This is a genomic window from Acidisoma sp., assembly GCF_965199065.1.
Taxonomy (GTDB): domain Bacteria; phylum Pseudomonadota; class Alphaproteobacteria; order Acetobacterales; family Acetobacteraceae; genus Acidisoma.
The window spans coordinates 882,832-897,174 of the sequence record NZ_CBDAQN010000001.1 but is presented as its reverse complement, the minus strand read 5'-3'; the positions used below and the strand labels follow the sequence as shown (position 1 = coordinate 897,174).

The window sequence follows — 14,343 nt, the reverse complement described above, 5'->3', positions numbered from 1 at the left end:
TCGCTGTTTCGCGCAGGATGCTCTGGACAAACCCCGACGGTCGCTTAATGGTGCCCCCGACCAATTTAGGTTGGTTCGCCAGCGACATAAGAGCGCTGGCGGCAAGACAACCGCGGCTCGATTCTGGGGGAACACCATGACGTACCAAGCCACACGACGCGCTCTGCTACGAACGGCCGGCCTTGGGGTGGCGGGGCTGCCACTGTTGGCAGCGCGACCAAGCTGGGCTCAGTCCTCCGGCAAGGTCCACAAGATCGCGCTCTCCAACTCCTACATCGGCAACAAGTGGCGTCTGGAGATGGAGAACGTCTTCAAGGCCGCGCTGCTGATGGAACCGTTCAAATCCCAGGTTCAGGGCTCGGTGTTCAACTCCGGCAATGACGTGAGCAAGCAGTCCCAGCAGTTCTCCAACCTCATCGCCGAGGAAGTCGATGCCATCTGCATCGATGCCGCCTCGCCGACCGCGTTGAATGGCATCATCCACCAGGCGACGTCGCGCGGCATCCTCGTCATCTGCTTCGACAGCGGCGTGACGGCCCCCTCCGCCATCAAGGTCAACATCAGCCAGTTCGATCTCGGCAAAGGCTGGGCCGAGTGGATCGTCAAGCAGATCAACGGCCAGGGCAACGTCATCATGGTGACGGGCGTCGCCGGCACCCAGGTCGACCTCGACCGCAACAAGGGCGCCGACAGCGTCTGGGCGCAGCACCCCGGCATCAAGGTCGTCAACCGCTTCACCGGCATGTGGGATAGCTCCACCGCCGAGCGCAACACGGCGGCCGTGCTTCCCTCGCTGCCCAAGATCGACGCGATATGGTGCCAGGGCGGCACGGATGGCGCGCTCAAGGCGTTCATTTCCGCCAATCGCCCGCTCCCGCCGACCGCCGGCGAATGCGAGAATGGGTTCCGCAAGATGATGCTCGGTATCGGCGGCCATCAGGTGACCGGCTACTCCTCCGGCAGCCCTCCCTATCTGTCGTTGATGGCCCTGGAACTCGCGCGCCGCATCCTCGAGGGCAGCTATCCCAAGAGGGACATCAACGTGCCGAACGTCTTCCTGAGCAACGCGGACCTCAAGCTCGGCGTCAACGTCTTCACCGACCAGCCCGACAGCTTCTTCGACGACTTCACCGCCGGCGGACCCACCTCCCCCGTCGACATCTGCGCCGCCGCGGCAGTCAGCGCCAGCGCATGCCCCGACAAGCTGTACATCAACCTGCCGCCGGTCTGAGTGTGAGCATGGCGGCGTCCGCGGTCGACGCGGTCGAGGTCGGGAAATCCTATGGCGGTGTGGCGGCCCTGACGGCCGCCTCCTTCACCGCCACCGCCGGCGAGGTGCATGCCCTCGTCGGCGAGAACGGAGCCGGGAAGTCGACGCTCATCAAAATCCTCGGCGGGCGTGTGCGTCCGGACACCGGCACGGTACGCATTCGCGGCCAGGAGGTGTCGCTGTCGGGTCCCCAGGCGGCGCACGACCTCGGCGCCTGGACAGTGTTCCAGGAACTCACGCTCCTGCCGTGGATGACGGTCGCCGAGAACCTGCTGCTGCTGCGCGAGCCTAAGGGCGGCTCCGGCCTCATCAGCCGCTCGGCGACAATCCGTGACGCGGACGCGTTGCTCGCGCAGTTCGGCGTGATGCACATCGATCCGCGCGCACTGGTCGAGGACATCTCGCTCGCCGAGCGCCAGACAATCGAGATTGTGCGCGCCATCAGCAACGATCCGCAGATCCTGTTTCTCGACGAGCCCACCTCTTCGCTGGTCGAGCGGGAGGTGGAGTGGCTGTTCGGCCAGATCCGCGCCTTGCGGGCACGCGGCGCCTGCGTCGTCTTCACCTCGCACCGCTGGGCGGAGATCCGCAGCATTGCCGACCGCATCACGATCTTTCGCGGCGGCAAGGATGTCGGCACGTTTACCGACATCGATGAGGACGAAGCCGTGCGGCTGATGACCGGCCGGCGCGTGGAGGCGCTTTATCCGCCGCTGCCCCCGCTCCCGAATGCGCCGAAGGTGGCGCTCGACGCCCAGGCGCTCGGCGGGCCGAACGTACGCGGCGTTTCCTTCAGCCTTCACGCGGGCGAGGTGCTCGGCGTCGGCGGCCTCGCGGGCCACGGCCATCGCGAGCTGTTCCGCATGTTGTTCGGCGACGCGCATGCGAGCAGCGGCCAGTTGGTCGTTCACGGCAAGCCGCGGACGTTCCGTTCGCCGCGGGCCGCGATTGCCGCGGGGGTGGCGCTCGTGCCCGAGGACCGCAAGACCGAGGGCCTGCTGCTGCGGATGAGCATCCGTGACAACGCGACGCTCGTCATCCTCAAGCGGCTGACGCGCTTCGGCGTGCTCAAACCGGCCGAGGAGCGGCAAGCGGCGCAGAGTGTCGTCGACAGCCTGCGCGTGCGCACATCGGGCATCAACCAGCCCGTCGGCGCGCTCTCCGGCGGCAACCAGCAGAAGGTGCTGCTGGGGCGCTGGCTTCTTGCCGAGTGCCAGATCCTGCTGCTCTACGACGTGACCCGCGGCGTCGACGTTGCCACCAAGCATGAAATCTACGAGCTTGTGCTCAAGCTCGCGACGGAGGGACACGCCATCGTTTTCTATTCCAGCGATGCGGAGGAACTGGCGCATCTCTGCCACCGGGTGCTGGTGATGCGCGAGGGCGTCGTGGCCGCCGAGCTGCAGGCGCCCGGCATCACCGCGGAGGACATCGTCTCCGCCGCCGTCCGCGATCATCTCGCCGCCTGAGCGCCAGTCATGTCTCTTCCCCAGACTGTTCTCATGGCGAGCGGCGCCCGCCGCGGCCGCGCGTCCCACGCACTGGTCCAGAATGTCGGGCTGGTGCTGGTCATCGGCCTGCTCGCCGCCTGCGTCATCGGCTACTGCGCGCTCTTCGTCATCGCCCAGCACCGCTTCCCCGGCGGGTTCGAGCTCACGTCGACGCTCGACAACACGATGCCGCTTGCCTTCGCCGCTCTTGCCCAAACGCTCGTGGTGCTGACCAGAGGCATCGATCTCTCTGTTGGCGGCGTCATCGACCTCACCAACGCCGTCGCCGCGCAGACGCTCATGGGCGGGCCGGTATCGACCACGCTCTGGACGGTCGCGATCCTGCTCATCGGGGCGGCCTGCGGGCTGCTCAACGGCGTGCTGGTGGCGGTCGGACGGTTGCAGCCCATCCTGGTGACGCTGGCGACGCTCTCGATCTTCCAGGGGCTGGCGATCCGCATCCTCCCGCAACCGGGGGGCGCCATACCGCCAGGCTTCACCAACGTGCTCGCCAACCCGAACTACCCGATCTCGCTGCTCTACATCCCGATTATCGGCGGGCTGTGGGCCATCTTCCGCCGCACCCGGCTCGGTGTCGCGGTCTACGCCGTCGGCAACGACGCGACGGCGGCGAGCAGCCACGGCATCTCGGTCAAGCGCACGGTGATCCTCGCCTACATGCTGGGCGGCGTGGCCTCGGCCTGCGGCGGGCTGTTCCTCGCCGCCAATGCCACGGCGGGCGACGCGACCACTGGCGACACCTATACGTTGACCTCGATCGTGGCGGCGGTGCTGGGCGGCGTCAGCCTGTTCGGCGGACGCGGCAGCGGGCTGGGGGCGCTGTTCGGCGCTTTCGTCACCGTAATGGTCGTGAACATCCTGTTCTTCGCCCACATCGATCCGCTCTATCAAACCTTCTACGAGGGCGTGTTCCTGCTCGCGGCGGTCATCTCAGCCAACATGATCGGGCGAGCCGTGAGGCGCCGGCGATGATGCGATCCCTCTTCACCCAGGAACGACGCCGCATCCTCTACGCCTTCGTCGCCGGCATCATCCTGTTCGCGATCGGTCAGGCGGTGCGGCCGGGCTTTGCGAGCCTCGACGGCATCCGCTCCATCCTCATCGTCGCCTCCTTCGTGGGGCTCGTGGCGGCGGGCCAGACCTTCGTCATCCTCATCGGCGGCATCGATCTCTCGGTGCCCTGGGTGCTCAACGCGGGCGCGATCCTCATGGTCACGAGTTCGCTCGGCAGCGACGCGCGGGCGATCCCGGCGCTCGCGCTGACGCTCGGGATGGGCGCGCTGGTCGGCGCCTGCAACGGCGCGGGCATTGCGCTGCTCGGCATTCCGGCGGTGGTGATGACGCTCGCCATGAACGGCATCATGCAAGGGCTGACGCTCGGCCTGAGCGGCGGCATGACCTGCACCAACTGCGGCGCCTATGCGCCCCCCGTGGTGCAGGCGGCGGTGCATCTGCGCATGCTCGGGGTGCCGATCGTGCTGTGGATCTGGCTTGTCATCATCATCGCGGTCTCCTTCGTGCTGGGGATGACGCGCTTCGGGCGGGCGACCTACACGGTCGGCAATAACGCGCGGGCAAGCCACCTCGCGGGGGTGAACGTCTCCGCGGTCACCATCGTGCTCTACGCGCTGAGCGGGTTCTTCGCGTCCATGGCCGGGATCATGCTGGTGGGCTTCGGCGGACAGGCGGCGCTCAGCATGGGCGATCCGTACCTGTTCCAGTCGATCGCCGCCGTCGTCATCGGCGGCGTCTATATCCTCGGCGGTCGCGGCCACTACCTCGGTTCGGTCGCGGGCGCCATCAGCCTCACGGTGCTGGTGAGCGTGCTGCTGGCCTTCAACATGCCGGATTACGGCCGCAGCATCATCTACGGCGTGGTCATCCTGGCGCTGCTGTTGCTCTACGGGCGTGAGGAAGACAGTCTCTAGCGAGCGGGCACGCGCTTCTCACTGGAAAAAGAGGCAAAACCTTCATTTTAGATCCGCCCGAAGCCGCGAGGCACATGTTCCGCAAGCCGTGCCTGCACCGCCGCCACTTCCGGTCCGGTCACGCGCAACGGTGCATAACCCAGCGCCTCCATGAAGATCGCTATGTCGGCGCGTTCGGACGCGAAGGCGGGATGCAAGGTGATGACGCCATCCGCCGTTTCGAACGATGTGCGATCGCCGCTGTCGAGATAGCTCTCGACCGGCAGTCCTTCCGCCAGGATGACGGAATGCAGGCTGAGCTCAACATGGTAGTAGGTGACCGCGAGTGTTGCGATCTGGCGCACGGTGCTGCCGTTGATCAGGTGCTTCACAGGGATGAGCACCCCTTCCGCGAAGACCGCATGGTCAGGAGATAGCAGCAGCTCGCGACGGGGCGCTCCAGGACCGAAGGCATTTACCGCAACGTGGACCGGCCAAACCTTCATCGGTTCGGGATGACGACGGCAATCGACACGCCGAGACCCGATCCAGGTGATCGCCTTCAACTCCCCCTCCACCGTCATGAGGCGGTCGCCGATCGCGAGATGCTCGACCTCGGTCAAACCCCGCTCCCCCGCGATGCGCGTTCCGGCGGCGAAACATGGCACGCCGGACGTGCCGACCACGGTCCCTGAAGTGGAGGCGGTTATCAGCGTCCCCGGACCGCTATCGGGGCCAAGGCTGAAGGTAGTGCCGACGTACGATCCCGCGAGTTGCAGGGCAACGCTCGACCCGCCCTCCGTGACCGTCAGCACGTCGGTCGCCGGGTTGAGCGAGACCGTGCCAGAGCCCGTATCGGCGACGCCTTGCAGATCTATCGCGTCGGTCGATGCGAAGCCGCCGATGGGCGTGGCCGGCATCACCGTGCCGCTGATCTCCAGCAAGCCCGGGCCGCTGCCGGCGAACAGGATGCCGCCGGTGGCAGAGCCGCCCGCGAGGTCGAGCGTGCCGCCCGCGATCGTGGTCGCGCTGGCGACACCCGTTTCATAAGCGCTGACCGAGAAGACATAGACGACGGAGGCCGTCTCGACGCCGCCAGCGCCGATGATGGTGCCGATCGCCGTGCCGCCGGCGACGCCCATGTCGCCGCCGCTCAGGGTCGTGCCGATGGCGACCGCGCCCGCCGAGAGCCCGGCAGAGCGACGACAGCGCCCTGCATCGTTCCGCCCGAGGTGACGTAGATTTGGCCGTCCGGAGCCTGCAGCCGCGACGGTCGACGCGACGGTTTCGCCCCGTGCAACTGGACGCCGATGACGTGCCGGTCGCGGTGCCGCCTGCGAAGACGAACTGCGATGCGGCGTAACCCACGGTGGCCGTGCCGGATCAGCCGTGCCGCTGATCGCCAAACCGCCACGCCCATGTCGCCGCGGGCGTGCCGATGGCGACAGGATGCCGCCGGTGGCAGAGAGCCCGCCAAAGCCGTCAGGTCGACGACAGCGCCCTGCATCGTTCCGCCCGCGATCGATGGTGCCCGAACCCGAGGCGACGGTTTCGCTCCCGTCGATCAACTGGACGCCGTTGGTGACACCACCCGAGGCAACGACCTCGGAGCCGTTGCGACGACGCTGCCGGTCGCGGTGCCGCCTGCGAAGACGAACTGCGATGCGGCGTAACCCACGGTGGCACTGACGGAGGCGCCGTAGACCTCCTCGCTGCCATAGCCGCTCAGGACCGTTGCTCCCGCTGGCGACACCACCCGAGGCAACGACCTCGCCGCCGCTCAGAACCTCGACCAGGCCGCGAGAGGTGACGACCGTGCCGAGGGCTGAGCCGCCGCGCGATACCTCGACAACGCCGCCGGCGCTGACCAGGGTGGAAACCGCAGTCCCACCCGGCAGAACGTCCAGCACGTCGCCGTTGCTGAGGGTGAGCCCGTGGCTCGTGACCCCGGACGGCACAGCTATCGCGCTGCCGTGGTCGATGGCGACGATCGTCCCCGAACCGCTATCGGGGCCAAGGCTGAAGGTGGTGCCGACGTACGATCCCGCGAGTTGCAGGGCAACGCTCGACCCGCCCTCCGTGACCGTCAGCACGTCGGTCGCCGGGTTGAGCGAGACCGTGCCAGAGCCCGTATCGGCGATGCTTTGCAGATCTATCGCGTCGGTCGATGCGAAGCCGCCGATGGGCGTGGCCGGCATCACCGTGCCGCTGATCTCCAGCAAGCCCGGGCCGCTGCCGGCGAACAGGATGCCGCCGGTGGCAGAGCCGCCCGCGAGGTCGAGCGTGCCGCCCGCGATCGTGGTCGCGCTGACGACACCCGAGAGGTAGTCGCCGGTCGAGAAGATATAGACGACGGAGACCGTCTCGATGCCGCCTGCGCCGATGGTGGTGCCGATCGCCGTACCGCCCGCGACCCCCTCGCCGCCGCCGCTCAGGGTCGTACCGATGGCGACCGCGCCCGCCGAGAGCCCGGCATAGCCATTGTGGTTGACAACGCCGCCCAGCATCGTTCCGCCGGAGGAAACGTAGATTTGCCCGTTGCCCGGGAAGGCGCCGCTGAAAGCGGCCACGACGGTGCCGCTCGCCAGCCCCCCCGAGGAGACCGTCTCATAGCCGTCGATCAACTGAACGCCGATGGTAATCCCACCCGAGGCGACAACCTCGGCGCCCGCAACAACGCTCCCGAGCGCCGTGCCGCCTGCGAACACGGACTGCGACGCGGCGTAGCCCACGGTGGCACTGACGGAGGCGCCGTAAATCTCCTCGCTGCCATAGCCGCTCAGGACCGTTGCGCTGGCGACGCCGCCGCTCAGGATTTCGACCAAGCCGCGAGAGGTGACGACCGTGCCGAGGGCTGAGCCGCCGCGCGATATTTCGGCGAGGCCGCCGGCGCTTACCGTGGTCGAAACCGCCGTCCCGCCCGACAGAATGTCGAGCACGCCGCCGTTGCCAAGAACGAGCCCATGGCTCGTGACGCCGGACGAAACAGGTGTGCCGGACATGAAGAACCCTCATCAGCAGCCGAGGATTAAGTATGGCACCAAAACAGGTTTCGTTCTGTTTAATAAATGAATTGGCCGCCGCCACTACCGCGCGTTTTTAACCAGTCGATAAGAACCGGAGACAAAACTGGAGATTTCGCCCTTGAAACGACAACGGGCGGTCCCTGATCCGATCCAGGAACCGCCCGCTCGACAGGCAAGGGTAGCTGGACAGCCCGGCCGGATCTCAGTTGGTCGGCTGGACGTTCACCTGCCCGCGGATCTCGCCCATCGGGAAGGCCTTGGTGTGCAGGTTCACGTAGTAGAGGCCGCCGAGTAGTTGCGACACCTGATCCAGCGTCAACTTCTGAGATCCGTCGATCGGGCTCGTCAGCGGCGGCTGGAAGAAGATGATTGGCGGGGCATCCCTGCCGGGCGTCGCCGGACCGTGAAAGTGACCGGCCACAACCGGACCCGAGAGCCCAGCGTATGTCACGTGCCAAGACAGCATCAGCGTCGACGGATCATAGGTCGCCACCACGTGGCCGAGGCCCGTCGGCGGCGCACCGGGCACGGGCACCAGCTTGGCCGTCAGCGTGACAGGATCGGCATGGGCGACTGCGATGCCGGTAAAGCCCGCAACCGCGAATGCGGCAGCGGCCACCAGAGATACCAGGCCGCGGCGGCCCGGCGATACGATCGACTGCATCATGAAAGCTTCCTTTATTGGCGGCCGGACGCACCTCGCCGGCAAGGTAGTATTCTTTAACCTCCGAGGCCGCAGCGTGACATCCCGGTTACGCCGCGCGCTCCTCCATGGAGGCAAAGATATCGACGAGCGCCGCCACGAGATCGTCCATCATCGCCTCTGTATGAAGGGGCGTCGGGGTCAGCCGCAGGCGCTCCGTGCCACGCGGCACGGTCGGATAGTTGATCGGCGTCGCGTAATGCCCGTGGCGCTCAAGCAGCAGGCGGCTCACCTCCCGGCAGAGGTCGGCGTCGCGGATCATCACCGGCACGATGTGGCTCTCGGACGGCAGGCGCGGCAGTCCGGCGGCGTCCAGCTTGCGCTTAAGCAGTCCCACCTGGCGGAACAGCGCTTCGCGCCGCCCGGTGTCCCGCGTCAGATGGCGGACACTCGCCAGCGCGCCGCCCACAACGGCCGGCGGCAGCGCGGTGGTAAAGATGAAGCCGGGAGCGGTCGAGCGGATGTAATCGATGATGGTTGCCTCGGCGGCGATGTAGCCGCCATGGCAGCCGAAGGCCTTGGCGAGCGTCCCCTCGATCACGGTCAGCCGGTGTGCCACGCCATCGCGCTCCGAGACGCCGCCGCCATGGGCGCCGTACATGCCGACCGCGTGGACCTCGTCGAGATAGGTGAGCGCGCCATGGCGATCGGCGAGGTCGCAGATTGCGCCGATCGGGGCGATGTCCGCATCCATCGAATACACCGACTCGAACGCGATGAGCTTCGGCGCATCGCCAGGGGCTGCCGCCAGCAACGCGGCCAGATGCGCCAGATCGTTGTGGCGGAAGATATGGACGGTCGCCGGACTGCCCTTGATGCCGGCGATCATGGAGGCATGGTTTTTTGCATCCGAGAAGACATGCCAGTCGGGCAGGCTGCGAAGGATGGCGGTGAGGCTCGCCTGATTTGAGACGAAGCCGGAGCTGAACAGCAGCGCCGCGTCCTTGCCATGCAGCCCAGCGAGTTCCGCCTCGAGAGCGTCATGGAGAGGCGAAGTGCCGCCGATATTGCGCGTGCCGCCGGCGCCGGCGCCAAGGTTCTCCAGGGCATCCCGGGCGCCGCCGATCGTCACCGGATCAACGCCCATCGCCAGATAATCGTTGGAGGACCAGACGGTGATGTCCCGCGGCTCGCCGTTTCGAAGGATCGTGTAGACTGGGAAACGAGTCGCCTCCCGGCGCAGCGGCGTGAAGTGGCGATAGCGCCCCTGAAGGCGAATTTCGGCAAGCTGCGACCGGCAGTGATCGAGGAAGGCATGCATTCCCAGTTCTCCTGCGGGAGAAGATACGCTTCACTCCATTACCCGGACATCGCCGGATCGCGAATGTCAGCCGCCCATCCGCCCCCGCATCCGGTCTCGCCTTTCACGCGTCGGGGCAGCGGTCCGCCTTGGATTTGCAAGAAAGTTCGCTTGCACGCCCCGGTGATGACGGGCAGCATGTGGCTTTGATTAAGGGCTGCGGGCGAAAACGTCGCGCGGCACCGTCGCTTCTTCTCGGAGACTTTATCATGCCCGTTCACGGGAAAACGATCCTGGCGGCCCGCGCCCGCAGTAACGCGCTTTCACGTCCGGTCCAGGCTTTGCTGGTGCTTGCAGGCGTCGGCGTGCTTGCGGCTTCCGCGCATGTCGCCATTCCCTTCTGGCCAGTGCCGATGACCATGCAGAGCGGCACGGTGCTTCTGATCGGCGCCGCCTATGGCAGCGGTTTGGCTGAAGCCACGTTGCTCGCCTATCTCGCCGCGGGTGCGCTGGGCCTGCCGGTCTTCGCGACAGGCGCCGGCCTCGCCTATGTTGCCGGTCCGACGGGCGGATACCTGCTCGGCTACCTGCTTGCCGCCTCGTTCATGGGCTTCTGCGCATCGCGTGGCTGGATGCGCAGCGTAGCCGGCACGATCGCTGCCTTCTTCGGCGGGACCGTGATCCTCTATGCGCTGGGTCTCGCCTGGCTGAGCGTGCTTCTCGGCACCCACAAGGCGGTTGCGCTCGGTCTGGTGCCGTTCCTGCCCGCCGAGGCCACGAAGATCGCGATGGCCATTCTGCTGTTCCGCGCCGGCCACATGATCCGCAGCCGCTAGCAGTCCGAAAGCTACCCGGTTCTTTTCCTCGGAAAGGAACCGCTGTCCTGCTGATGGGTTTGGGGCGAACGATGGGGCTCGAACCCACGACATCCAAGACCACAACCTGGCGCTCTACCAACTGAGCTACGTCCGCCACCGAGCACTTCCGTGCCGAGACGCGCCGTTTAGAACGATCACTCCGCCGCAGTCAACGCCGCCCTGTCAGACGCCTGATGCGCGGCGAAATAGCGGGTCAGGCGGCCGATGGCCTCATCCAGCACGCTGATCCGCTTGCAGAAGGCGAAGCGGACATGGTGGCGAGGCTTCTCCGCGACATAGAAGGCCGACAGCGGAATGGCGGCCACGCCTGCCGCCTCCGCCAAGCGTATGCAGAAGCTGGCGTCATCGCCGTCAGGGTCCAGCGCCGAGTAGTCCGCGAGAACGAAATAGCTGCCGCCGCTGGGCAGGGTCCGGAAGCCGGCGCCCTGCAGCCCGGCGACCAGATGGTCCCGTTTCGCCTGCAGATCGTCGGCGAGGCCCGCGAAGTAGGCGTCGTCTTTCGCCAGACCCAAGGCGACCGCGCGCTGCAGGTTCGGGGCCGTCGTGAAGGTCAGGTTCTGATGCGCCTTCGCGACCACGCTCATCAGCGCCGCGGGGCCCGAGATGTAGCCGACCTTCCAGCCGGTCAGGCTGAACGTCTTGCCGGCGCTGCCGATGCGCAGGGTGCGCTCGCGCATGCCCGGCAGCGTCATCAACGGCCGGTGCCTCACGCCGTCGAAAACGAGATGCTCGTAAACCTCATCGCAGACGGCATACGTGTCGTGCTTCTGCATGAGCCCCGCGATGAAGCCCAGCTCCTCCGGGGTGAACACCTTGCCGATCGGGTTCATCGGGCTGTTGAGCACGATGGCCTTCGTGCGAGGCCCGAACGCGGCCTCCAGCGCCGCACGCGGCAGGGTCCAGTGCGGCGGTTCCAGACGCACCAGCTTCCCGACGCCGCCGAGCATCGTCACCACCGGCAGGTAGGTGTCGTAAAGCGGCTCGATGAGCACGACCTCGTCGCCCGGATCGATGAGCGCCATCAGGCTCGCCGTGATCGCCTCGGTGGCGCCGGAGGTCACCACCACCTCCGTGTTCGGATCGATGGCGAGGCCGTAGAAGCGGCTGTTGGCGGCGGCCACGGCCGCACGCAGTTCGGGCACGCCGGTGAGCGGCGGGTACTGGTTGCGCCCGTCCTGCAACGCGGCGGCGGCGGCGGCGACCACGTCCGCAGGCCCGTCGGTGTCCGGGAAGCCCTGGCCGAGGTTGATGGCCTGATGATGGGTGGCAAGCGCCGACATCACCGTGAAGATGGTGGTTCCGGTGTTGGCAAGCAGCGTGTTGGCGGCTTTCACGGTTCGTGTAACTCCTCAGAACACCCTCAATTTGGCGGTAACCATCACCGGGAACAATGGCCTCCGCCGGGAACAATGGCTTCAGGCGGAAGGCCGGGCACACGCTCTGCCCGCAAAGCAGGCAGCCGAAGCGCCGCGCCGCTCAAAGCGGAAGCGTTCCGATCTGCCTGGCCTGAAATCTGGCCTGAGGCCGAAACCCACGGATTGCAGGGCGTTAGCGGGCGTGCGAGGTTGCCACCGCATGAAGGTGCCGGCGGCTGCACTGGCCGCCCGCTTGCATGGGAAGGGGTCGGGGCCCACCGGACCCGCGACGAGGATGCGATGAAGAAAATCGAGGCCGTGATCAAACCGTTCAAGCTGGACGAGGTGAAAGAGGCGCTGCACGAGGTTGGCCTGCAAGGGATCACCGTGGTCGAGGCCAAGGGTTTCGGCCGGCAGAAGGGCCATACCGAGCTCTATCGCGGCGCCGAATACGTGGTCGATTTCCTGCCCAAGGTGAAGATCGAGCTGGTCTGCGAAGATAGCGTCGCCGAGCGCGCCGTGGAGGCGATCATGAACGCCGCCCGCACGGGCCGCATCGGCGACGGAAAAATCTTCATCAGCACGGTCGAAGAGGTGATCCGGATCAGGACGGGGGAGCGCGGCGCGGACGCCGTCTGATCGCGGCCCCATGATCATGGCCCCCTGATCATGGGACAACGTGCCTACCCGGCGGCGACACGCGGCCGTGGCCGAACCGGCCCGCGATCTCGCGAGCCCCACGTTAAAGTCAAGCTAGCTTCAACAGGAACGAGGATTTCAGGATGGCGAGCGAATCCCTGACGGGCGTGCAGAAGGTCATGGAAATGATCAAGGAGCACTCCGTCGAATATGTGGATCTGCGTTTCACCGACATGCGTGGCAAGTGGCAGCATACCGCCCAGCACGTCTCCACGATCGGCGAGGATTCCTTCGCCGATGGGATTATGTTCGACGGCTCCTCGATTGCCGGCTGGAAGGCGATCAACGAGAGCGACATGATCCTGATGCCGGACGCCGATACCGCGGTCATGGACCCGTTCACCGCCAAGCCGCAGCTGATCCTGTTCTGCGACATCGTCGAGCCGTCGACCGGTCAGGGCTATAGCCGCGACCCGCGCAGCACCGCCAAGCGCCTGGAAGACTACGTGAAGGCGTCCGGCGTCGGCGACAGCATCGTCTGCGGCGCCGAGGCTGAGTTCTTCATCTTCGACAGCGTGCGCTGGGGCCTCGGCGGCAACTACGCCATGTATCAGGTCGACAGCATCGAGGGGCCCGGCTCGTCGATGAAGGAATTTCCCGAGGGCAACATGGGGCATCGCCCCTCCGTCAAGGGCGGCTACTTTCCGGTGGCGCCCGTCGACGGCGATGTCGATCTCCGCGCCGAAATGCTCTCGACGATGGGCGAGATGGGCCTCGTCATCGAGAAGCACCATCACGAGGTGGCGCAGAGCCAGCACGAACTCGGCACGCGCTTCACGACGCTCACCAAGATGGCCGACGAGATGCAGATCTACAAATACTGCGTCCACAACGTCGCCCACAGCTACGGCAAGACGGCGACGTTCATGCCGAAGCCGGTCTATGGCGACAACGGCTCGGGCATGCACACGCATCTGTCCATCTGGAAAGAGGGCAAGCCGCTCTTCGCCGGCAACGGCTACGCCGACCTCTCCGAGCTCTGTCTGTATTTCATCGGCGGCATCATCAAGCACGCCAAGGCCTGCAACGCCTTCACCAACCCGTCGACCAACAGCTACAAGCGCCTGATCCCGGGCTTCGAGGCGCCGGTGCTGCTGGCCTACTCGGCGCGCAACCGCTCGGCGTCCTGCCGCATCCCCTACACCACCAACCCGAAGGCGAAGCGCGTCGAAGTCCGCTTCCCCGACCCGACGGCGAACCCCTACCTCGCCTACTCGGCGCTCGCCATGGCCGGGCTCGACGGCATCAAGAACAAGATCCATCCCGGCGACGCCATGGACAAGGATCTCTACGATCTGCCGCCGGAGGAGCTCAAGGAAATCCCGACGGTCTGCGGCAGCCTCCGCGAAGCGCTGACCTCCCTCACCGCCGACCACGAGTTCCTGCTGCAGGGCGATGTGTTCTCGAAGGATATGATCGAGGCCTACATCGAGCTGAAGTGGAAGGACGTGTACCGCTTCGAGCACACGCCGCACCCGGTCGAGTTCGACATGTATTACTCGGCCTGACAGTCCGGAACCTTCCGGCCGTACACGTAAAACGGGGAGCCTTGCGGCTCCCCGTTCGATTTCAGGCCTTCTTGCCCGCCCCTTTTACTGGCGGTGCGGGCGGTTGCTTGAACGGAGATGACTCCGCAGGCGCCGCCTTCTTGTTGGCCTTCGGCTTCTTTGCCTCTCGGCCACCCTTGTCCCGACCTTTTGCCAATTCCGCCTCCATCGCTCGTTTGTTGTCGAACACGCGGCGAATCGCGTCCA

12 protein-coding genes and 1 tRNA gene are annotated in these 14,343 nt (G+C 66.3%); 7 read left to right on the top strand and 6 right to left on the bottom strand.

Going from position 1 to position 14,343, the window contains the following annotated elements:
- Nucleotides 1-136: 136 nt before the first annotated feature.
- The 4 genes from ACOEQ1_RS04210 to ACOEQ1_RS04195 are packed head-to-tail and all read left to right on the top strand — an operon-like array spanning nucleotide 137 to nucleotide 4,709.
- A complete protein-coding gene (locus ACOEQ1_RS04210; protein WP_419757967.1) occupies nucleotides 137-1,231 on the top strand; it encodes a sugar ABC transporter substrate-binding protein in 1,095 nt (364 codons plus the stop codon).
- An 8-nt stretch (nucleotides 1,232-1,239) separates the two neighbouring features.
- Entirely contained in the window at nucleotides 1,240-2,739 is a 1,500-nt protein-coding gene (locus tag ACOEQ1_RS04205; RefSeq protein WP_419757966.1) for a sugar ABC transporter ATP-binding protein, read from the top strand.
- Nucleotides 2,740-2,748: 9 nt separating this feature from the next.
- Nucleotides 2,749-3,753: an ABC transporter permease gene (locus ACOEQ1_RS04200; RefSeq protein ID WP_419757965.1), complete on the top strand. Its 1,005-nt coding sequence runs from the start codon at nucleotides 2,749-2,751 to the stop codon at nucleotides 3,751-3,753.
- The gene (locus tag ACOEQ1_RS04195; protein ID WP_419757964.1) at nucleotides 3,750-4,709 is read left to right on the top strand and encodes an ABC transporter permease; all 960 of its coding nucleotides are present in this window, start codon (nucleotides 3,750-3,752) and stop codon (nucleotides 4,707-4,709) included. Before ACOEQ1_RS04200 ends, ACOEQ1_RS04195 begins: the two co-directional genes overlap by 4 nt.
- A 47-nt stretch (nucleotides 4,710-4,756) precedes the next feature.
- Here the strand turns inward: ACOEQ1_RS04195 and ACOEQ1_RS04190 are convergent, their stop codons facing one another.
- From ACOEQ1_RS04190 to hemA, 3 genes are all read right to left on the bottom strand, one after another.
- Entirely contained in the window at nucleotides 4,757-7,690 is a 2,934-nt protein-coding gene (locus tag ACOEQ1_RS04190; protein WP_419757963.1) for a Hint domain-containing protein, read from the bottom strand.
- 226 nt (nucleotides 7,691-7,916) lie between these two features.
- Nucleotides 7,917-8,381 (bottom strand): CHRD domain-containing protein, encoded by a 465-nt coding sequence (locus ACOEQ1_RS04185; RefSeq protein WP_419757962.1) that lies wholly within the window; start codon nucleotides 8,379-8,381, stop codon nucleotides 7,917-7,919.
- Between the two features lie 85 nt (nucleotides 8,382-8,466).
- A complete protein-coding gene (hemA, locus tag ACOEQ1_RS04180; protein ID WP_419757961.1) occupies nucleotides 8,467-9,678 on the bottom strand; it encodes a 5-aminolevulinate synthase in 1,212 nt (403 codons plus the stop codon).
- Nucleotides 9,679-9,926: 248 nt separating this feature from the next.
- On the opposite strand from hemA, the gene ACOEQ1_RS04175 reads away from it, so the two are divergent.
- A complete protein-coding gene (locus ACOEQ1_RS04175) occupies nucleotides 9,927-10,493 on the top strand; it encodes a biotin transporter BioY (protein ID WP_419757960.1) in 567 nt (188 codons plus the stop codon).
- A 60-nt stretch (nucleotides 10,494-10,553) separates the two neighbouring features.
- Here the strand turns inward: ACOEQ1_RS04175 and ACOEQ1_RS04170 are convergent.
- Nucleotides 10,554-10,629: transfer RNA gene (locus ACOEQ1_RS04170), tRNA-His, on the bottom strand.
- Between the two features lie 40 nt (nucleotides 10,630-10,669).
- Entirely contained in the window at nucleotides 10,670-11,869 is a 1,200-nt protein-coding gene (locus tag ACOEQ1_RS04165) for an aminotransferase (RefSeq protein WP_419757959.1), read from the bottom strand.
- A 321-nt stretch (nucleotides 11,870-12,190) separates the two neighbouring features.
- Here ACOEQ1_RS04165 and ACOEQ1_RS04160 point away from each other — a divergent pair, with 321 nt between their 5' ends.
- Together ACOEQ1_RS04160 and glnA are read left to right on the top strand one after the other, a co-directional pair.
- On the top strand, nucleotides 12,191-12,529 hold the full coding sequence (locus tag ACOEQ1_RS04160) for a P-II family nitrogen regulator (RefSeq protein ID WP_227306787.1): 339 nt from the start codon (nucleotides 12,191-12,193) through the stop codon (nucleotides 12,527-12,529).
- Nucleotides 12,530-12,672: 143 nt separating this feature from the next.
- Nucleotides 12,673-14,097, top strand: a complete 1,425-nt coding sequence (glnA, locus tag ACOEQ1_RS04155; protein WP_419757958.1) for a type I glutamate--ammonia ligase — start codon at nucleotides 12,673-12,675, stop codon at nucleotides 14,095-14,097.
- A 61-nt stretch (nucleotides 14,098-14,158) separates the two neighbouring features.
- On the opposite strand, the gene ACOEQ1_RS04150 is transcribed toward glnA, so the two are convergent.
- Complete coding sequence (locus tag ACOEQ1_RS04150) at nucleotides 14,159-14,326, bottom strand: hypothetical protein (RefSeq protein ID WP_419757957.1); 168 nt, start codon at nucleotides 14,324-14,326, stop codon at nucleotides 14,159-14,161.
- Between the last annotated feature and the right edge of the window lie 17 nt (nucleotides 14,327-14,343).